Genomic DNA, 20,656 nt, shown 5'->3' with positions numbered 1-20,656 from the left:
ATCGGTTCCCGACCGATTTGTCTCTCAGTTGCTGCCTACCAGCAACCCCAATGACTTTGAGTATGGCTTATTTATCAGTTGCGGCGCGTTTCAAGGCTTTTTGTTGTTCGCGCCGCAAGCGGAAAAAGGCGCTCAATTGGTGGGAACAAGCATCGGCCAACACTCCCGCCGTTATCTCTATCTGATGGTTCATTCCAGGGTGACGTAAAATATCCACCAATGATCCCGCCGCACCGGTTTTTAGATCATTAGCGCCATAGACCAGCCGGCGAATGCGGCTGTGTACCATAGCACCAGCGCACATCACACAGGGTTCCAGAGTGACATATAAAGTGGCATCTATCAGACGATAATTCTGCACTGCTTGCCCCCCCTGGCGTAGCGCCATGATTTCAGCATGCGCGGTGGGGTCATTATCACCAATAGAGCGGTTCCAGCCCTCGCCAATTATCTGATTATCCAGCACTAATACCGCGCCCACCGGGACTTCGCCCTCTGCTTGCGCGCGCAACGCCAATGCGAGTGCCCGCTGCATCCAGTACCCATCACTATATTCAGTTGGCGAATCACATTCAGAAGAAAAATTATTATCAATGGACACATTAACCTCTCTGGCACTTTTGCGGCGTGCATTATACACAGCAATCACTATCGCCACTAAATTCACTATAAAGTAGCTCAACATATAATGATCAGTTAATGTTCCGTCAGAATAGGAATCGTTTCTGATGCATATAATGTGCAACTGTAGAGGGAAACCAGAGCAATGAAACTCAGCAAGAAAAATGCGGCAATTGTGCGCAAAACCCTTGATGGATGGGCCAAAGAAAGTGTTATTCCCGCAGAAGAACATCAGCGTTTGTTGGCAAATATTGATGTTCAACCTTTCGACTGGCGCAGGCTGGCGGGTTATGCCTTCCTTGCTGCACTGGCCTCACTGGTCATCGCGATTGGCAGCTTGATGGCTGATACTTTCCTATTAGCCTGGATCAGTCAATTTTTCCGCTTTGATCCTCCGGTTCGGGTAGCAGTCACCGCCATCTTAGCGGCGGCTTTTTACGGCTGGGGATTTCACCGCCGCCGACAAGACGCCAGCAAAATCTATAGCAATGAGGCCGTGTTGTTCCTCGGTGTCATTTTTACTGCCGCTGCTATCGGCCAACTTGGCGAATGGCTAGATAATGGCAGTGGCCGCATCTCGGTATTATTGTTGCTCGGCACCCTGATTTACGCGGCGGTCGGCTGGTTTGGCCGCGCCCCTCTCGTCTGGCTATTTGCCTTGCTGTCACTGGGTAATACTTTTGGTGCAGAAACTGGCTACATGTCTGGTTGGGGCGCTTACTGGCTGGGAATGAGCTACCCAACCCGCTTTATCGCCTTCGGCTTACTGCTGTGCGCCAGTGCATTGGCATTACAACCACAACTCGCGGCACGTCGGCTGGACAGGGTTTCGCAGGCTATGGGGCTGCTTTATCTATTTATTGCCCTGTGGCTATTGTCTATTTTTGGCAATTACGGCGATATCGACCATTGGTATCAAATACGCCAGATTGAACTGCTCCATTGGAGTTTATTATTTGCTCTCGCCGCCGCGGCAGCCATCTGGCTGGGGTTAAAGCGCGATGATGCCATGCTACGCGGCTTTGGCCTGACATTTTTGGCTATCAACTTGTATACCCGTTTCTTTGAATTTTTCTGGGATGCTATGCCGAAAACTATTTTCTTCCTGTTGCTCGGCATCAGTTTGTGGTTACTGGGGCGGCATGCAGAGCGGATCTGGCGGGTCGGTCACCATGAAAATGATGTGACTCACTAGAGAAACGTGATGAATAACTTCAGTGGGCTTTGGCACTCGGTGGCTTATTCTAACTGTTGTAATTCGCCGGTTTTACTGACTCTCCAGCGGTGTTCACAAAAATGCAGCAGCGGATTATCCTGCTTACTGTCACTGTAACCGCTGTGGAGTTTCAGTGGCGACCCCAAGCGCTGTTCTAATTGCAGCACTTTTTCTGGCCCTAAACAGCGCAGTGGCAATACCCACCCGCCATTGCGCCGTGCCATGCGGCTACCCACCAGCCGTAAATGCTGAATAAAGTCTGAATCGTGATAAACCTGCTCGACCAGCCGTTGCGGTGAGCCGGTAATCAGCCACACCTGAGCATCGCTGCTCTCGAGATATTGGCGCAAGCGCATCATCACCACCGGAAATTCAGTCACTTTTTGGCGAAAATCATTCACAAAGCGCAGTTCTAAATCTCTCAGATGGGCTTCAGGGCGGCCAAAAGTGATGGCCCACAGCAATAAACTTATTGGCCAACGAGCGCAACGCCCGCCCACCAATAGCCCCAATCCAATAACTGGCAGCAATGGAATGACCAACAATATATTCAGTGGCAAATGGCGCAGCAGAAAACGCAAAAAGCTGCCAAACATATCCTGTTGATGCAAAGTGCCGTCTAAATCAAAGAAGACAACCCGCTTGACACTTTCCGCTGGCGGTTCAGTCGTGTCAGTTTGCTCTGCGTTCAAAACCTTTATCATTTAAATCCCGTAAATTTAATCAATAACTTAATCAATAACTTAATCAATAACTAATCAATAAATACGGGGGGCATCGCCCCATACAAATCAGCCTTACAATGCGGCGCGTAAATATCCATTATGCCGCTGTAAATCCTGATGAGCTTGCTCCGCACTGACTCCTTTTAGAATCATCAATATAGCCGGTTTGACTTCAAATTCAGTTTGCGACAATGCATTTTCCGCCTCTGTACGGCTGGCTCCGGTAGCTTCAACCACAATGCGGCATGCGCGATCGATTAATTTTATATTGGTCGCTTTTACATCCACCATCAGATTTTGATAGACCTTGCCGAGCTTCACCATCGCGCCAGTCGATAACATATTTAACACTAATTTTTGTGCCGTGCCCGATTTCATGCGGGTCGAGCCGGTCAGCGCCTCTGGCCCAACGACAGGCGAAATCGCGATTAGCGCTTCTTGCGCGATAGGAGAATCCGGGTTACAGGAAATGGCCGCAGTAGGGCACCCAAGCTGGCGGGCATACCGCAGCGCGCCAATGACATAGGGGGTGCGGCCCGAGGCGGCTAGCCCGACCACCATATCCGTCGAGGTCAACTGTAAATTTTGCAAATCCCGCTCGCCGAGTGACATATCATCCTCAGCGCCCTCCACCGCTTTGAGTAGCGCGCCGGGGCCACCAGCAATTAAGCCGATGACCCTACCATGAGGTACACCGAAGGTCGGCGGGCATTCCGAGGCATCTAAAACGCCAAGCCGCCCGCTGGTGCCGGCCCCCAGATAAATCAACCGGCCTCCGGCCTGTAAAGCTTTAGCCGCTAAATCTACCGCGCGAGCAATGTTGGGTAGCACCAAACGAATCGCCTCCGGCACTTTACGGTCTTCATCATTAATGCGGGTTAGCATCTCCAAAGTGGAGAGTTTATCCAAATCCATCGTGGCCGGATTGCGACTTTCAGAAATCAAAGCGCCCAAATTCATGATTTTTCCTCATTAATATAGCGTTAGCCGCACACATAAAAATCATATCATTTAACAAATATGCCTTATAGTGACTTATCATAATAAAATTTTAATTTTCTTTCTTATTTTATCCTCCCTATTTATCCGCTTTCCTGAATGTGGGTCATAATATCTTGTCGGCCATATTTCTGATGGATGAACATCTAAGAAACTTGCAATTATATACTCGCCTTTAGGCCAAGGTCTTTTTAGCGCATTGGTAAGCGTACTTGGACTTAAACCCGAACTTCGCGATATCGCGGAGAGAGAAGATCCTTTTTTATGTATCGCTGCGATTATATCCGCAGGATGCCAATCTGATATTTTTTTGATCATAAAACCCCCTTTCAATATAACCCCCATACACAAAAGTTAATTTAACAGACAGTTAATAATAAAAAATCGCCACCAAAATTTTGATGCCAAATATCTCCATCAACCTATTGTGAGTATTATACGCATATAGATAAACGATAGTAATGGTACTAAGGTACAATCTAGGACTGTACTTTAAAATGTAACGTTATTTTTAATTAATATAAATACTTTATTATTAGAAAAATTATAAACTCACTTTCCATATGAAATACATGCATATTAAAAAGCATTATTATGGCAAATATGTTTTTAATATTTATTACTATAAATCATCAAGCAATAGGTTATTTACAGATAAATCCACTTGGTATACTATCTCTTAATAAAAATATATTTTATTAAGGAGATGGACCTTGAATAAATTATTTTTCAAAAACAAATTAATTAATTCTAGCATAAAGAAACAACTTGAACGAAAACTCGAAAAATACAATAATATCAAATATGCATATGCAATCATGAACAAGAGAAATCCTTGTGATTTTACGGCTATTTCCAATAGAGATAAATGGGTTGATTTTTATATACAGAATAACTTTCAGTTTATAGATCCGGTTCTTCTTACTGCAGCACATCGGGTTACACCTTTTTCTTGGGATGAAAATATTATATTAAAGTCACCCAAATTATTTGATTTGGCTAAGCAGCATGATTTTATTAATGGATATACCTTTGTCCTACACGATCAAAACTCAAACTTAGTCGTTCTTTCTCTGATGATAGGCAAAGATGTCGATGTGGAAAAAGAGTTCGATCAGGAAAAAGGTAATATCCAGTTGCTATTAATGAATACTCATGAAGAACTGACCTCACTTTATAACGATGTTAATAGCACTAATTATTTTTATAAAATGAATAAAAACGAAATTTTTTCAAAGCGTGAAAATGAGATTATTTATTGGGCAAGTGTTGGTAAATCCTATCAAGAAATAGCTCTTATTTTAGGAATACAACCCACCACAGTAAAACACCATATGGGGAGAGCGGTTAGAAAACTAGGAGTAACAAATGCCAAGCATGCTATAAGCCTTGCTGTTGAGTTGCAATTGATTAAACCCGTTTATTACTAATCTATAAAGAGAATTTAATATTCAACCAGCACCACAACAGCTAACTGTAAATTAAATTTCCTTATTGGGCTGTCTATTCGTAGTGATTTAATGTCATTGAATCTGGATAAAAATGGATGATTTCTTGACCTATTCACCGGACTCTTACAAAAAAAAGATGTTATGCTCCAGCACTTGGCCTTTGATTTTATTTTTTATGGGTATTATTAACCAACTTGGCAGAATAACCTCCCATATTCAGGAACTGATTTATGAGTAGTCTTCTTCGCATTCGTCAGCTCTATCCAACGCTGGCACAAAATGATCGTAAGTTAGCCGATTTCCTGCTGACTAACCCCGAACTGGCACGCCACCTCAGCTCACAAAAACTGGCACAACAAACTGGCGTTAGCCAATCTGCGGTGGTCAAATTTGCCCAAAAATTAGGTTATAAAGGCTTCCCGGCACTGAAACAAGCATTGAGTGAGATTGTGGCCACTCCTGAGCAGGCGGTCACTCTCCACAACCAAATTTTGAGTACCGACAGTTTAAAAACAGTGGGCGAAAAGTTATTGGCTGAAAAAGTTGCCGCACTACGAGCGACTTTGGATATCAATAGCGAACAACGCTTAGCAGAAGCACTGGCGATGCTACGGGCGGCGCGAAGGATTATTTTGACCGGTTTGGGGGCATCGGGCTTAGTGGCGAAAGATTTTGCACATAAACTATTGAAAATAGGCGTTATGGCGGTGTCTGAAACGGATATGCATGCACAACTGGCGGCGGTACAGACCTTGGATAGCCAAGACTTACTGCTGGCGATCTCCTTTAGCGGAGAGCGTCGTGAGCTTAATTTGGCAGCAGAAGAAGCACAACGCTGCGGTGCTAAGGTGTTGGCGCTGACCAGTTTTACCCCAAATAGCTTGCAGCAGCGGGCTGACCATTGTTTGTATACTATTTCGGAAGAGCCAGCCATTCGCAGCGCAGCCATTTCGTCGAGCACTGCCCAATACGCGCTGACTGACTTGCTATTTATGGCGATGATCCAGCAAGACCTTGAAAGTGCTCAGGAGCATATTAAGTACAGTGCGGCGCTGGTGAAAAAACTGGTCTAAGGATACCAGAGGGGTATAATCCACCGCTGTTAAGAACACCCGACCTAAGGTAAGAGGAACCATGGCCCTGTTGATCACTCGTAAATGTATTAATTGCGACATGTGCGAGCCGGAATGCCCTAACGAGGCAATTTCCATGGGTGCAGAAATTTATCAAATTGACCCGATGCGCTGTACAGAATGCGTCGGTCATTACGAAACCCCAACTTGTCAGTTGGTCTGCCCTATTGATAATACAATTTCTATCGATCCCGCTTGGGTAGAAACTAACGAGCAGCTGTGGGACAAGTTTGTCCAATTGCATCACGCCGATCGTCTCTAATTTCTATGACTTTCCTGTGAGGTCAATTATCAGTGCCTCCACAGAAGCACTGATAATAAAATCAACTCAACTCAACTCAACTCAACACTACATTAAATAAACAAACTGATCAGCAACACCATCGCCAAGCCCACCACTGAGTTAGTTAACTCTAGCAAGCCCCAAGTCTTCAGTGTGTCTTTAATCGACAGATCAAAATACCCTTTGAACAGCCAGAATGAAGCATCATTAATATGAGTGAAAGTATTAGAACCTGCCGCCGTTGCCAGTACCAACAGTGCCGGATCGACAGAGGTAATCGTATGTGTTACTGGGTCCATAACTGCGGCACCAATAATACCTGCGGCAGTCATTGCCGACACCACACCCTGCCCGGTTGACAGGCGGATAAGCACGGTAATCAGCCAGGCCATGATGTAAGGTGACACCCCACCAGCTGACATCAACATACCAATGGTATCGCCAATGCCAGTATCAATGATGACCTGCTTTAGCGCCCCGCCCGCACCAATGATCAAGATGACCATGGCTATGCCTTTCACCGCCCCTTCAAATGAGTGCATGACCCATTCCATTTTATGACCGCGCCCGGTGCCAAACAGTACAAAAGCAACCAGCATGGCGATAAACATGGCAATGGGTGATGAACCCAAGAAGTTAAGGATGGTGTACGACGTCGTCCCTTTCACCAGCCAGATATTGGCAATGGTGGTAAAAATCATAATGAAAGCAGGGATTAACGGCACCAGAATCGAGGTGCTGAACGACGGCAGGTTGTTTTCATCAAGCGGATTTTCTGCTTTCAGGAAAGTTGGAATTGGTCGTTCCAAATTACCGAGAAACTTCGGCAAAATCAGACCCGCACAAATAACAGAAGGGATGGCAACCAAAACCCCATAGATATAAACCATCCCCATATCAGCACCATAGGCACTAACCAGTGCAACTGGCCCTGGCTGTGGTGGGAAAAGGGAATGCGCAGTGGTCGCGGCAGCTACTGCCGGGATCGCCAGTTTGAGGAATGGGATCTTGGCTTCAACGGCAATAGCAATGATCAATGGTGCCAAAATAATAAAGGCAACCTCATAGAACATCGCCAAACCAAAGATCAGGCCAATGATGATGACCGCAAACTCGACATACTTAAGCCCAAATTGGCGTAAGAGTGTTTGAGCTATCTGATGAGCAGCGCCGGAATCGACCATCAACTTGCCGATCACAGCACCAAATACGACAATTATTGCCAGTTCACCGAGCGTCCCACCAAACCCCGCTTTAATGGTATGCAGAAGTTTGAGCAGATCCATACCGGCGAGAGTGCCCACTAACAGAGCCGCTAACAGCAAGGCAATCATTGAGTTAATCTGATAGCGTATATTCAGCACTAGCATTAAGCCAATGCCCAATACCACCCATAGGATATTAATCCATTCCATCTTTTATTTTCCCCAGTTATGAAACATCAAATTTTTTCTAGTATCACTACTCTTATATTGGTCAGACCAATCCTAGTGATTTTTTGTTGATCGAAAATCGCTGTCATACTGCTATTTCTGTTTTAATTTTGTACTCGCATGAACAAACTGTCTGTGACGCCCAATAATTTGGTATTACAAGTACCATCAATTGGGCGACCAAATGAAGTATTGGTTAACCAACTTGTTGGGCTGATCGCAAAATTAAGATTTATTTCGGTGAGTTTTCGTCCGGCGGCGATGTACAACGAGCACAAATTTCAGACGGAGAATTGGAAAGAGGTATGGGAGTGAGAACTTACAATTAGATAAAATAAAGACAAAAAAGGGCGGTATTTTCATACTCGCCCTTCCATTCCCGTTCACTGCGTCTTGATGGCAATAACGAGTTTTAGCTTTCGATAATCACAGTGGCGCAGGCATAACGCCGTTCATCTGCCAAGGTTACATGCAAAGATTTGACTCCGAGTTCGGCCGCCAACTCTGCCGCTCGTTGATGTAAACGTAGCGTTGGTTTGCCCAATGCATCGTTAACCACTTCGAACTGGTTAAATGCCAAACCATTACGGATACCGGTGCCGAATGCTTTAGCGGCAGCTTCTTTAACGGCAAAACGTTTGGCCAAAAAACGGATTGGCTGTTGGTGCTGCTGATAATGTTGCCATTCCGATGGGCTGAGAATACGCCGTGCCAGCTTATCACCACTGCGTTCAACCACGGCTTCTATCCTAGAAATCTCAACAATATCAGTACCTAACCCAATAATAGCCATTACCGACGAGCTTCTCGCATCAATACTTTCATATCGGTAACAGCAGCAGCAAGCCCCGACATAACGGCCTGACCAATGATTGCATGACCAATATTTAGCTCATGCATCTCTGGTAAGGCGGCAATGGGTTGGACATTATGATAAGTCAGGCCGTGACCCGCGTTAACTTTCAGCCCTTTGCTGGCAGCATAGGTCGCCGCTTTGGCGATCCGCATTAATTCAGCCTGACGAGCTAAATCTGAAGAAGCATCAGCATAAGCGCCAGTATGAATCTCAATGTAAGGTGCCCCGACAGTCACAGCGGCATCAATTTGGCGCATATCAGCATCGATAAACAGTGAAACCAGAATACCTGCCTCAGCAAGCCGTCTCACCGCGACAGTCATTTTATCAATTTGACCTGCAACATCCAGCCCACCCTCAGTAGTGACTTCCTGCCGTTTTTCCGGTACCAAACAGCAAAAGTGTGGGCTTATCTCACAAGCAATACCCACCATTTCATCGGTGACAGCCATTTCCAGATTCATGCGAGTTTGGATGGTTTGGCGCAGAATGCGTACGTCACGATCCGTGATATGGCGGCGATCTTCGCGTAAATGGACGGTAATACCGTCAGCGCCGGCTTGTTCTGCAATAAAAGCGGCCTGAACAGGATCGGGGTAAATGGTCCCACGTGCATTTCGTAATGTCGCAATGTGATCAATATTAACGCCCAGCAACAAATCAGCCATGACAGCCCTCCAGGTATGGATGCATCTTTGATAGATTAATAGGCATGCAAGAATGCTTGCCAATAAACGCGTAAGTGTCTGGCAGTTTACACCGAGTCAGTGGGCAGCGGATAGGCACAGTAAAGGAAAGTTGGTGAACCGCAATGTAAACAATGGGTTGCAGGTACTAGGGCAAGGGTTCTGCTGGCGGTTTAATCACAAATTGGCGGAACAGTTCGCGGCTTTTTAAGGGCTTCCCCCCCAAGTAAGGTTTCAGAGCAATGCGGGTAAAACGCTTGGCTGCACGCAACGTATCAGCATCAGGAAACTCACGGTTAGCCAGAGCCAATAATTGGCGGCCAGTAAAGCTGTAGTGATCAACCACCAAACTGGCAATAAATCCTTTTTCCTCGCGGTAGCGGTAAGTCATGGTATCAGACACCGGCTGGCCACTCCCCGCGCAATGAAGGAAATCAACGCCATAGCCAAGATGAGCCAATATCGCCAATTCAAACTGGCGCAAAGCATATTCAGGGGAACCATCGCTACCAGCCAATGATTGTAAACAATGCAGATAGTCGAAGAATAGAGCGGAGTAATTGGTTTGGTGTTCGAGGACGCGCGCGAGCAGCTCGTTGACATATAGGCCGCTGTACAACATTGAGCCAGTCAATGGGAGAGCCAGTGAAACCGGCTCGGCACTACGCAACGTTTTAACTTCACCACGCCCAGTCCAACGAACCAGTAATGGCGTAAAAGGCTGCAAGCAGCCTTTTAGATTGGAACGGCGACTTCGCGCACCTTTTGCCAACACCCTCATGCGGCCCTCCCCCTCAGTGAATAAATCCAGCATTAAACTGGTTTCACTGTAAGGTCGCCCATGCAGGACAAATGCGCGTTGCCAACCTTCCATCGGCGAGCTTATTTCAGGTCGTCGGTATAGCCTAAGCTGCGCAATGCACGTTCGTCATCTGCCCAGCCTGATTTCACTTTCACCCACAGCTCAAGATGCACTTTAGCTTCGAACATTTGTTCCATGTCCTGGCGGGCTTCGATACCGATAGTCTTGATTTTTGAACCTTTATTACCGATGACCATTTTCTTCTGGCCTTCGCGCTCGACCAAAATCAGCCCATGGATGTTATAGCCACCGCGTTCATTTGGTACAAACTGTTCAATTTCAACTGTCACCGAGTAAGGTAATTCCTCGCCCAAGAAGCGCATCAGCTTTTCACGAATGATTTCCGACGCCATAAAACGCTGGGAACGGTCAGTGATGTAATCTTCCGGGAAGTGATGCACCGCTTCTGGCATATGCTTGCGCACAATACTGGCGATGGTGTCCACATTCATCCCTTTCTCCGCAGAGATCGGAACAACGTCCAGGAAATTCATCTGCTGGCTTAAGAACTGGATATGCGGTAACAGCTTTGTTTTATCAGTAACGTTATCGACTTTGTTAATGGCTAATAATACTGGACACTGCAAACTGCGCAGTTTATTCACCACCATTTCATCGTCGGCAGTCCAGTTAGTGCCTTCAACCACAAAAATCACTAATTCCACGTCACCGAGAGAGCTGCTTGCCGCACGATTCATTAAACGGTTAATCGCACGTTTTTCTTCAATATGCAGCCCTGGGGTATCAACATAAATAGCCTGGTAAGGCCCTTCAGTATGGATCCCCATAATACGGTGGCGTGTGGTTTGTGGTTTACGTGAAGTGATGGAAATTTTCTGCCCCAGCAATTCATTCAGCAAGGTAGATTTACCCACATTTGGGCGACCTACAATTGCAATAAAACCACAATACGTTTTTTCTACTTCGCTCATTCAAGCTCCAACTTTATCAGCGCTGCTTCCGCTGCCGCCTGCTCAGCTTTACGGCGACTTGAGCCGGTGCCTATTACCGGTTCATTCAAGCCACTCACCTGGCAGTGGATAGTAAATTCCTGGTCATGTGCTTCACCGCGAACCTGCACAACCAGATAAGAGGGTAATGGCAGATGACGGCCCTGCAAGTATTCTTGCAAACGCGTTTTGGGGTCTTTCTGCTTATCACCTGGGCTGATTTCGTCTAACCGACTGCGATACCAGTCGAGAATCAGCCGTCCAATCGTATGAATATCGCTGTCTAAGAATATACCGCCGATTAAAGCTTCGACTGTATCTGCCAAAATTGATTCACGGCGGAAACCACCACTTTTCAATTCACCCGGCCCAAGGCGCAAACATTCACCAAGGTCAAACTCACGGGCCATTTCGGCTAGCGTATTGCCTCTGACCAATGTCGCTCGCATCCGACTCATATCCCCTTCATCAACACGGGGAAAACGGTGGTATAGCTCATTGGCAATAACGAAACTTAATATAGAGTCACCCAGGAACTCCAAGCGTTCATTATGTTTGCTACTGGCGCTACGATGAGTCAGTGCTTGCAGCAAGAGCTCCTGCTGTTGAAAAGTGTAGCCCAGCTTCCGCTGTAGCCTATTTATTACGATGGGGTTCATGAGTTACCAATAGATCAAGAATGCGTCAAAAACTACAGCATACGGAACAGGTCTGATCAGCCAATATTACCAAAACAAAACTGTTTCGTTTGCAGTGGCTCCCATAAAAGAGCCAACTGTTATCGCTCGAAAGGTTATTCTACAACGAGTGGAAATATAATGCTGCGTTTAAATGCCCTGCGAACTTGAAGTGACAGCGTGTTTATCCCCCGCCGTCACTTCAATGACTCAATATAGATTAATGTATTCCACCAATACGACTTAAACGCACACCCGTTGGCCATTCACCTTCTTGCTTTTCAAAACTCATCCAAATAGCCGTGGCTTTACCTACCAGATTACGTTCTGGCACAAAACCCCAATAGCGGCTATCGGCACTATTATCCCGGTTATCACCCATCATAAAGTAGTGACCTTCCGGCACAACCCACACGCCTAACGGCTGATTAGGTTGCTGATAATAAGCCCCAACCTGTTCTTGCCGGCCCGGCACCGTGAGGATCTGATGAGCAACTGGGCCGAGGGTTTCGGTCCGCTCACGCAGACGAACTCCACCATCTGGCACTGCCTGATTTAACGGAATTTGGAAGAAACCAGCAGAGGCCTCACCATTACCGCTATAACGGAATGTCTGTACGAAATCACTTGGTTCTGATGCACTGTAAGTAATCGGCAATGCACTGTCACAAGAAATCCCTGTATTACAAGCAGGTTGAACCGTCACTTCTTTACTGATTGGATTGTAACTTACCCGGTCACCCGGCAAACCCACCACTCGCTTGATATAGTCCAAACGAGGGTCTAGCGGATATTTAAACACGGCGACATCACCGCGCTTCGGATGCCCGGTAGGGATCAGCGTAGTTTGCGTAATAGGATCTTTAACTCCGTAAGCAAACTTCTCTACCAGAATGAAGTCACCGATCAATAATGTGGGCATCATCGAGCCAGATGGGATCTGGAAAGGCTCGTAAATAAACGAGCGCACGATAAATACCAGAGCTAACACCGGGAAGACTGAAGCACAAGTCTCAATCCAACCAGGCTGTCTTGCAGCTGGCGCGAGAGTCTTGTTATCTACCGCACTCCCGGTTTGCGCCTTGATAGCCGCAGTTTGGGCGTTAACAGCCGCAACTTTTGCCTGACGGGCTGGCCCCCATTTAAACCGCTCGAAGCACCAGATAACTCCAGTCACCAACGTTGCTATCGCTAAAATCAAGGCAAACATGTTAGCCATCAAAACTCCTTATTTACTGTCTTTTCCGACATGCAGAATAGCCAGGAAAGCTTCTTGCGGTAATTCAACGTTACCGACCTGCTTCATACGTTTTTTACCATCTTTCTGTTTCTGCAGAAGTTTCTTCTTACGACTAACATCGCCGCCATAACACTTCGCCAATACGTTTTTCCGTAACTGTTTCACCGTCGAGCGAGCAATGATGTGGTTGCCGATAGCCGCCTGAATCGCAATATCAAATTGCTGACGTGGAATCAGTTCCTTCATTTTCTCAACCAGATCACGGCCGCGGTACTGCGCATTGTCACGGTGAGTAATGAGCGCCAGCGCATCAACTCGCTCATTGTTGATTAATACATCAACACGCACCATGTCGGAAGGCTGGAAACGTTTAAAATTGTAATCTAATGATGCATAACCACGAGATGTAGATTTCAGGCGATCAAAGAAATCGAGCACCACTTCAGCCATCGGAATTTCATATGTCAGCGCCACTTGATTGCCGTGGTAAACCATGTTGGTCTGCATGCCGCGTTTTTCAATACACAATGTAATGACGTTACCTAGGTATTCCTGTGGCAACAGCATATGGCATTCAGCAATAGGTTCGCGCAATTCCTCAATGTTATTCAAGGCTGGCAGCTTGGAAGGGCTATCGACATAAACCGTTTCCTGAGCCGTTGTAATCACTTCATACACCACCGTTGGTGCTGTGGTGATAAGCTCCAGATCGTACTCACGCTCCAAACGTTCCTGAATGATTTCCATATGCAGTAAGCCCAGGAAACCACAGCGGAAACCAAAGCCCAGTGCTGTAGAACTTTCTGGCTCATAGAACAAAGAGGCGTCATTAAGACTCAGCTTGCCTAATGCATCACGGAAAGCTTCATAGTCATCGGAGCTAATCGGGAACAGACCCGCATAAACCTGTGGTTTGACTTTCTTAAAACCAGGTAATGATTTTTCAGCTGGGTTACGAGCCAATGTCAGTGTATCGCCGACCGGTGCGCCCAAAATATCTTTTATCGCACAGACCAGCCAACCTACTTCACCGCAGTTTAGTACGTCACGATCAACACGTTTTGGTGTAAAGATACCCAAGCGTTCAGCGTTGTAGCTCTGCCCGGTACTCATAACTTTAACTTTATCGCCTTTACGCAACGAACCATTCTTGATACGGATTAATGATACGACGCCCAGATAGTTATCAAACCAGGAGTCAATAATCAGTGCCTGTAATGGGCCATCAGGATCGCCCTGAGGCGGCGGAATATCACGCACCAGTCGCTCAAGAATATCAGGAACACCTACGCCAGTTTTTGCTGAGCAACGCACTGCATCAGTCGCATCAATGCCGACAATGTCTTCAATCTCTTCAGCAACACGCTCTGGATCCGCCGCAGGTAAGTCGATTTTATTCAGAACTGGAACAACTTCCAGATTCATTTCCATCGCCGTATAGCAGTTTGCCAGCGTTTGTGCTTCAACGCCCTGCCCTGCATCAACCACCAATAAAGCCCCTTCACAAGCCGCCAATGAGCGGGAAACTTCATAAGAGAAGTCAACGTGACCGGGAGTATCGATAAAGTTGAGTTGATAGGTTTGACCATCTTTTGCGTGGTAATCAAGTGTCACACTTTGTGCCTTGATGGTAATGCCACGCTCGCGCTCCAGATCCATAGAATCCAGCACTTGAGCGGCCATTTCTCGCTCAGATAAACCGCCACAAATCTGAATAATACGATCCGACAGTGTCGATTTACCGTGGTCAATATGGGCAATAATAGAAAAGTTTCTTATGTGCTTCATTTATATGAATTTTTCTCTAGTCGTTGTCTTTAATTAATTATTGGTGGACACAGCGATGGACTCAAACCCAAAACTACCCACATAAATATGCACGCATCTTACACTGTAAGTCAGCCTCGTGAAAGGCATCACACTTAGCTTGTTATCTCATTTATGCTGTTAAAATGTATCTGCACCTCTCAATGGGCAGTTATCGTCAAGATGCCATCCTGACTCAACGACTCATCCCCCTTCTATTCCATAAATCTTCATCAAAACACTTTAGGAAAATGCTCATTTACCCTCTTGATAAAGAGCCTAAAGTATTAATGTAATTCAATAATAACCGAGTGAAATATCTTCTCAGCGGCCGGATGGAGTATATTATGATCGACGAAGGAAAAATACTTAGCCGCCATGAGTTGAAAAATAAAAACTCAACATTAACTATTGGCATAATAGTATTTATATTAGGATTGAGTTTTGTAGTAATTAGCTTATCAATGGCTACATCTATCTTTTCAACACCTTCAATCCTTTCAATACTATGCGTTGCTATTGCCGGTATATCATTAAGTCTATTAATTTATTCGCGTTTATACGAAAGCCCCATATTTACCTATTTTCTTTATGAAAAAGGTATTCGTGTTTTTAATCATAATGATGGAAATATTTATTTTATCTCATTTAATAAAATAGAAAATATTTATAAATATCACACAGGAATAAATCCTAATGGTAGAATTAATGCCATGGCATTCCGCACAACAAAAAACAAACCTTGGAATATTATCTTTAATAATATAACCAATGCATATCCACTCATAAACACGATAATTCATCAACAAGTTATGCAAGTCGGATTAATAAGCTTAAACGCATTATCGCGAGGTAAAACAATCGCATTTGATATAGTGCGAGGAAATGATTTTTGGTCAAAATCACTCCTATTTAATGTCAGTAAAATGAAAAGAATTCAGATGGATACGATCCCCCTGTCACTCAGCGCACACTCATTAGTGACAAAAAAAGGTACAATTAATATTGAGGATATATTGCGCATCGAAACCTTACGTGAAGCGCATCATGATAAGATAAGATTATTTGATGCGAAAGGTAATATACTATTTTCGATAGATTATTCATCAGTTATCAGTGCTGATCTTTTTATTGCCTTACTGGAGCATATGATACAAAACAGAATACCCGCCTATTATGGCTAATAGGTAGCGAAGAATTACTCTTGTTGAATACGCATAACTGCTGGCGGTAAACCAATTTGCAAGACAGTAGGTTGATAATCACTTTTTCTTTCAATATTAATAGCTACAGCTCGGGCCAATAAAAAGCCTAAACCCGCACCTAAAATAGCACCAAACGCTGTAAAAGCATCGGTGACAAATAAATTTTGAAACAAAGCCCCCCCCATTATTAAACCAACTAATGGGGTCAAATAAACCAAAGCAGCAGAACGCAATAAGCTACCTTCACTGATTCCAACCTCAACTTTTTGCCCAGGTTCGAGTGGTTGTGAAATCGCTATTTTTAATTGATGTTCAGATTCTGGCCCCAATTCATTCAATAAATGACTGCCACATCCTGAACGTGCATTACAGCTCCCACACCCCGAATGCGGTTCGCAACGTAAAAGTGCCACCCCATTTTCCCATGAGATAACTGTTGCCCATTCTTTCATCATTTAGCCGACTCCAAAACCACACTATCGGCAATACGTTTTGCCGTTGATGGAGGTAACTCACCGACTACGGTGATTTCTACATTATTACGAGTTTCAGAATGGACAGTACGACGCCCTTGGCGCAGTGACTGTTCGGAAAGCGCATCTTTACCCGCTGGGTTCACATTCACCGAAAAACTAAAAAGACCATCAGAATAGAGTCGTGATTCAGTTGGCGTATCCATATTAGGTAATGTACGGCGACTATGAGAAACCTCAGTCACCCCCTCAGGTAACCAACGCGGAACCCAACTAAAATCCACCTTGGTTTTTGCTGGTAAAGCAAGCAATGGCGGTAAGGATAGTTTTAATACTCCCCGCAGAATTTCCTGAATAGGCTCGCCGACAGCAAAAGAAATCACCCGGAACTGCTCGAGTGTTTCACCATCGCGATCTAACAAATCTATCCGCATAGGAAGTTTTGTTGTCTCATCCATCCAAATAATATAACTGTATCTCGTACTGTCACGGGCGACTACTCTGATAACCTGGCATGGTCTATCAGCTACACGAGCACGACCGAGTGCAATATAGTTATAATGTTTTGATAGTTTTTCAAAATCGGGGAATACCACAGAAGGCAAAGCATCAACAATATGCTCACCACTCAACGTAAAAGAGTCAAATCCTGGCTCGAAATAACTTATTTCATCACCACGTTGTATGATCTCAGTACGAGGGCCATCCATACGCAGCAATTGCGCTAACGTTTTTTTATCCAAGATGGCATGGCGATAGCGAAGAGAATCAATCCCTTGTTTGTTAACATTTATGTACGATAGCTCATAATTGAGCGATTGACTGGCAGCGCTCATACCCTGCAGCATTGCTATCGGCGCAGTATCCGCCGAAGCAATTGCTGGCATGAACAGGCTGCCCGCCATTAAACAGACGGAAAACCAAAATTGCTTCATTACTGCTGCTGCATTCCTAAGGACTGAGTTCCAGGGACCTGAATAGCGGCTTGTGTTGATGCTGAAGGCACCTGCGACAACTCAGTTTGTGGTAAACGGCGTTGTAATTCAAAATCTTGCAACTGCGTCATCATATTCACGCGACGACGTTGCTCTTGAACCTGATGCTGTTGAGTTGTCCCAAAAGAACCATCAGCTGGCACACCAAAACTGACCGGTGAAGCTTTACCCATCATCGGTAACGTATTAAAAGCAGGTGCTTCTGGCTGTAAATTACCAGATGCTGGTTGGTTATATTGCTGAACGCCAACAATAACGGCGAGAGAAACACACGCAGCAACCCCAACTTGGGTAATTTGGCTGGCCCATGGGCGAACTTTTTGCCAGAAAGGCATTTTTTGCCAAACATGTGGTTGCGGCTGAGATTCAGGTACAGCAATAGGAACAAAACGAGCTGGCTCATTTTTGAGCGCCTCTGCGACACGACTGGCGATATCCAGATGCAAGGCTTCACCAACGTCCCCCCGCAGGGTATCACGGATTAAATGATAGCTCTGCCAGCTTTGCTGTAATGCTTTATCTTTCGATAAAGAACCCATCAGCTCACTATCAAGAGTTTCTCCGTCCATCAGAGCGGAAAGCTTTTCTTTCTGCATGCAAATACCCTTTGTGTGTCCGCTTATCGCTGAATCAGCGGCTGAACTTTATTATCGATAGCCTCTCTGGCACGGAAGATACGGGAACGAACAGTACCTACCGGACAGTCCATAATGACGGCTATCTCTTCATAGCTTAGACCATCTAACTCCCTGAGTGTAATCGCCATCCGGAGATCTTCAGGAAGTGACTCTATGGTTTTAAAAACTATCTGCCTCAATTCTTCAGACAACATTAAGTTCTCAGGGTTCGATATTTCTTTCAATGCACCCGCATTTTCGTAATTTTCAGCATCATTTGCATCTACATCACTGGATGGTGGGCGCCGCCCCTGAGCGACTAAATAGTTTTTTGCTGTATTAACAGCGATACGGTAAAGCCAAGTATAAAAGGCACTGTCGCCACGGAACGACTCTAGGGCGCGATAGGCCTTAATAAAAGATTCTTGAACTACATCAGGAACATCACCCTGAGGTACATAGCGGGATACGAGGCTCGCAACCTTATGCTGGTATCGAATTACCAGTAAATTGAACGATTGCTGATCGCCTTTCTGGACCCGTTCAACCAGCATTTGATCCGTTAACTGCTCGCTCATCCGAGGTGAACTCTCCCGAAATCTATCCCCACGCTAAAAAGAGTACTGCCAGCCATATATTTATTTTCCTGAGCAAGCACACGCTTGGAGTTTATAAAGTTTGCAAAGTTCCATGATGCCAGATTATTTGTCTGAATATTCTTTAGACATCTTATAGCCATAGCTTTTGCTCTGGCAGATAGGCTAACATGAATTTCACTCTTCTTCTGCACACATCATACGATATGCCATCATCATCTGAACACGTTAGCGATGTATTGATCATCGGGAGTGGCGCTGCCGGTTTGTCATTGGCTTTGCGTCTTGCACCATATTGTAAAGTCACTGTTCTGAGCAAAGGGCCACTTAATGAAGGCGCCACTTTTTATGCTCAGGGGGGTATTGCTGCCGTTTTTGATGAAACTGACAGCATCAGTTCACACGTTGATGACACTCTAATTGCTGGCGCGGGGCTTTGCGACAAAGAAGCTGTCGAGTTTATCGCCAGCAATGCACGTTCTTGTGTGCAATGGCTGATTGATCAAGGTGTCCTTTTTGATACCGAGACCAATGCCAGCGGCGAAGAACGTTATCACCTTACCCGTGAGGGCGGCCACAGCCATCGGCGTATATTACATACTGCGGATGCTACAGGCAAAGAAGTAGAGACCACCCTGGTAGGCAAAGCAAGCACCCATCCGAATATTTTAGTTAAAGAGCGCTGCAATGCAGTCGATCTTATCACGTCCAATAAAATTGGTCTGGCGGGGACGAAACGCGTCGTTGGCGCTTATATCTGGAACCGCGAGCTAGAGAAAGTTGAAACTTTTCGGGCCAAGGCCGTTGTGTTAGCAACAGGCGGTGCCGCTAAAGTTTATCAATACACCACCAATCCGGATATTTCCTCTGGTGATGGAATTGCCATGGCATGGCGTGCCGGTTGTCGGGTCGCTAATCTGGAATTTAACCAATTCCATCCTACTTGCCTGTTCCACCCGCAAGCTCGCAACTTTTTACTGACCGAAGCCTTGCGCGGTGAGGGCGCTTACCTTAAACGCCCTGATGGTAGCCGTTTCATGCTCGATTTTGACGCACGAGGTGAACTCGCACCACGCGATATCGTCGCGCGCGCCATTGACCACGAAATGAAACGCCTTGGTGCTGATTGTATGTACCTCGATATCAGCCATAAACCCACTGATTTCGTCATGCAACATTTCCCGATGATTTACGAAAAACTGCTGTCTTTGGGGATCGATCTAACCAAAGAAGCCATTCCAATCGTCCCAGCCGCACATTATACCTGCGGCGGTGTGATGGTCGATCAACACGGGCGCACGGATTTGGATGGGTTATACGCGATTGGCGAAGTCAGTTATACCGGCTTACATGGCGCTAACCGTATGGCATCCAATTCATTACTAGAATGCCTTGTCTATGGTTGGTCAGCTGCTGAGGATATTCTTTTGCGTCTGCCGACAGCTAAGCTGGCCCCGCATTTACCTGATTGGGATGAAAGTCGTGTTGATAACTCCGATGAACGCGTTGTCATTCAACATAACTGGCATGAATTACGCTTATTTATGTGGGACTACGTCGGCATTGTTCGGACGACCAAACGCTTAGAACGTGCCCTGCGCCGGATTAATACATTGCAGCAGGAAATTGATGAATATTATGCCAATTTCCGTATCTCGAATAACTTACTGGAATTACGCAATCTGGTACAAGTTGCCGAGTTAATTGTGCGTTGCGCCATGGAACGAAAAGAGAGCAGAGGGTTGCACTATACTCTTGATTATCCTGATCAAATTGACAATCCAAAACCCACTATTCTCCATCCGTAATACATTTAAGGGCGCAATATTTTT

Annotated in this window: 22 protein-coding genes; 6 read left to right on the top strand and 16 right to left on the bottom strand. The window is 45.6% G+C overall.

Annotated elements, in window-relative coordinates; translation table 11 throughout:
• Positions 1 to 67: 67 nt before the first annotated feature.
• Entirely contained in the window at positions 68 to 640 is a 573-nt protein-coding gene (gene tadA / locus OVO64_RS18230) for a tRNA adenosine(34) deaminase TadA (protein ID WP_038639729.1), read from the bottom strand.
• A 126-nt stretch (positions 641 to 766) separates the two neighbouring features.
• On the opposite strand from tadA, the gene OVO64_RS18225 reads away from it, so the two are divergent.
• Entirely contained in the window at positions 767 to 1,816 is a 1,050-nt protein-coding gene (locus OVO64_RS18225) for a hypothetical protein (RefSeq protein ID WP_038635517.1), read from the top strand.
• A gap of 44 nt (positions 1,817 to 1,860) precedes the next feature.
• Here the strand turns inward: OVO64_RS18225 and yfhb are convergent, their stop codons facing one another.
• The 3 genes from yfhb to OVO64_RS18210 form a co-directional block, all read right to left on the bottom strand.
• Positions 1,861 to 2,541 (bottom strand): phosphatidylglycerophosphatase C, encoded by a 681-nt coding sequence (yfhb, locus tag OVO64_RS18220; protein ID WP_038635519.1) that lies wholly within the window; start codon positions 2,539 to 2,541, stop codon positions 1,861 to 1,863.
• 93 nt (positions 2,542 to 2,634) lie between these two features.
• Positions 2,635 to 3,522: an N-acetylmuramic acid 6-phosphate etherase gene (murQ, locus tag OVO64_RS18215; RefSeq protein ID WP_038635521.1), complete on the bottom strand. Its 888-nt coding sequence runs from the start codon at positions 3,520 to 3,522 to the stop codon at positions 2,635 to 2,637.
• Between the two features lie 78 nt (positions 3,523 to 3,600).
• Positions 3,601 to 3,879 carry a helix-turn-helix domain-containing protein gene (locus tag OVO64_RS18210; RefSeq protein ID WP_145586153.1) on the bottom strand — a complete coding sequence of 93 codons (279 nt, stop codon included), beginning with the start codon at positions 3,877 to 3,879 and terminating at the stop codon, positions 3,601 to 3,603.
• Between the two features lie 395 nt (positions 3,880 to 4,274).
• Between OVO64_RS18210 and OVO64_RS18205 the strand changes: the two genes are divergently transcribed.
• The 3 genes from OVO64_RS18205 (at position 4,275) to OVO64_RS18195 (ending at position 6,407) form a co-directional block, all read left to right on the top strand.
• Positions 4,275 to 4,991: a helix-turn-helix transcriptional regulator gene (locus OVO64_RS18205; RefSeq protein WP_145585476.1), complete on the top strand. Its 717-nt coding sequence runs from the start codon at positions 4,275 to 4,277 to the stop codon at positions 4,989 to 4,991.
• A gap of 251 nt (positions 4,992 to 5,242) precedes the next feature.
• Complete coding sequence (locus OVO64_RS18200; RefSeq protein ID WP_038635528.1) at positions 5,243 to 6,085, top strand: MurR/RpiR family transcriptional regulator; 843 nt, start codon at positions 5,243 to 5,245, stop codon at positions 6,083 to 6,085.
• A gap of 61 nt (positions 6,086 to 6,146) precedes the next feature.
• On the top strand, positions 6,147 to 6,407 hold the full coding sequence (locus tag OVO64_RS18195; RefSeq protein WP_025379234.1) for a YfhL family 4Fe-4S dicluster ferredoxin: 261 nt from the start codon (positions 6,147 to 6,149) through the stop codon (positions 6,405 to 6,407).
• Between the two features lie 92 nt (positions 6,408 to 6,499).
• Here the strand turns inward: OVO64_RS18195 and gntP are convergent, their stop codons facing one another.
• The 8 genes from gntP to lepA form a co-directional block, all read right to left on the bottom strand.
• Complete coding sequence (gene gntP / locus OVO64_RS18190) at positions 6,500 to 7,843, bottom strand: gluconate permease GntP (RefSeq protein ID WP_038635531.1); 1,344 nt, start codon at positions 7,841 to 7,843, stop codon at positions 6,500 to 6,502.
• 430 nt (positions 7,844 to 8,273) lie between these two features.
• Positions 8,274 to 8,654 carry a holo-ACP synthase gene (gene acpS, locus OVO64_RS18185; RefSeq protein WP_038635534.1) on the bottom strand — a complete coding sequence of 127 codons (381 nt, stop codon included), beginning with the start codon at positions 8,652 to 8,654 and terminating at the stop codon, positions 8,274 to 8,276.
• Positions 8,654 to 9,385, bottom strand: coding sequence for a pyridoxine 5'-phosphate synthase (gene pdxJ, locus OVO64_RS18180; protein WP_038635537.1), 732 nt, complete (start codon positions 9,383 to 9,385; stop codon positions 8,654 to 8,656). The genes acpS and pdxJ overlap by 1 nt, the downstream gene beginning before the upstream one ends.
• A 166-nt stretch (positions 9,386 to 9,551) precedes the next feature.
• Entirely contained in the window at positions 9,552 to 10,277 is a 726-nt protein-coding gene (gene recO / locus OVO64_RS18175; protein ID WP_038635540.1) for a DNA repair protein RecO, read from the bottom strand.
• An 8-nt stretch (positions 10,278 to 10,285) separates the two neighbouring features.
• A complete protein-coding gene (gene era / locus OVO64_RS18170; protein WP_032819824.1) occupies positions 10,286 to 11,197 on the bottom strand; it encodes a GTPase Era in 912 nt (303 codons plus the stop codon).
• Positions 11,194 to 11,874, bottom strand: a complete 681-nt coding sequence (rnc, locus tag OVO64_RS18165) for a ribonuclease III (protein WP_038635542.1) — start codon at positions 11,872 to 11,874, stop codon at positions 11,194 to 11,196. Before rnc ends, era begins: the two co-directional genes overlap by 4 nt.
• Before the next feature lie 238 nt (positions 11,875 to 12,112).
• Positions 12,113 to 13,111: a signal peptidase I gene (lepB, locus tag OVO64_RS18160; RefSeq protein ID WP_038635545.1), complete on the bottom strand. Its 999-nt coding sequence runs from the start codon at positions 13,109 to 13,111 to the stop codon at positions 12,113 to 12,115.
• 9 nt (positions 13,112 to 13,120) lie between these two features.
• Complete coding sequence (lepA, locus tag OVO64_RS18155; RefSeq protein ID WP_038635548.1) at positions 13,121 to 14,920, bottom strand: translation elongation factor 4; 1,800 nt, start codon at positions 14,918 to 14,920, stop codon at positions 13,121 to 13,123.
• Between the two features lie 365 nt (positions 14,921 to 15,285).
• Between lepA and OVO64_RS18150 the strand changes: the two genes are divergently transcribed.
• Entirely contained in the window at positions 15,286 to 16,122 is an 837-nt protein-coding gene (locus OVO64_RS18150) for a hypothetical protein (protein WP_038635551.1), read from the top strand.
• A 14-nt stretch (positions 16,123 to 16,136) separates the two neighbouring features.
• Here OVO64_RS18150 and rseC read toward each other — a convergent pair whose 3' ends face one another.
• From rseC to rpoE, 4 genes are read right to left on the bottom strand one after another with little or no spacing between them, the layout of a single operon-like run.
• The gene (rseC, locus tag OVO64_RS18145) at positions 16,137 to 16,598 is read right to left on the bottom strand and encodes a SoxR-reducing system protein RseC (RefSeq protein WP_038635554.1); all 462 of its coding nucleotides are present in this window, start codon (positions 16,596 to 16,598) and stop codon (positions 16,137 to 16,139) included.
• Positions 16,595 to 17,551: a sigma-E factor regulatory protein RseB gene (rseB, locus tag OVO64_RS18140; RefSeq protein ID WP_038635557.1), complete on the bottom strand. Its 957-nt coding sequence runs from the start codon at positions 17,549 to 17,551 to the stop codon at positions 16,595 to 16,597. The genes rseC and rseB overlap by 4 nt, the downstream gene beginning before the upstream one ends.
• On the bottom strand, positions 17,551 to 18,207 hold the full coding sequence (gene rseA, locus OVO64_RS18135) for an anti-sigma-E factor RseA (protein WP_038635560.1): 657 nt from the start codon (positions 18,205 to 18,207) through the stop codon (positions 17,551 to 17,553). Before rseA ends, rseB begins: the two co-directional genes overlap by 1 nt.
• A 23-nt stretch (positions 18,208 to 18,230) precedes the next feature.
• Positions 18,231 to 18,806, bottom strand: coding sequence for an RNA polymerase sigma factor RpoE (gene rpoE, locus OVO64_RS18130; protein ID WP_005159396.1), 576 nt, complete (start codon positions 18,804 to 18,806; stop codon positions 18,231 to 18,233).
• Between the two features lie 224 nt (positions 18,807 to 19,030).
• Here rpoE and nadB point away from each other — a divergent pair, with 224 nt between their 5' ends.
• On the top strand, positions 19,031 to 20,632 hold the full coding sequence (gene nadB, locus OVO64_RS18125; protein ID WP_186368529.1) for an L-aspartate oxidase: 1,602 nt from the start codon (positions 19,031 to 19,033) through the stop codon (positions 20,630 to 20,632).
• Positions 20,633 to 20,656 lie beyond the last annotated feature (24 nt).

It is taken from the genome of Yersinia sp. Marseille-Q5920, from assembly GCF_946902935.1.
Lineage (GTDB): Bacteria > Pseudomonadota > Gammaproteobacteria > Enterobacterales > Enterobacteriaceae > Yersinia > Yersinia rochesterensis.
The sequence above is the reverse complement of the archived record's forward strand: the minus strand, read 5'-3'. Positions and strand labels throughout refer to the sequence as shown.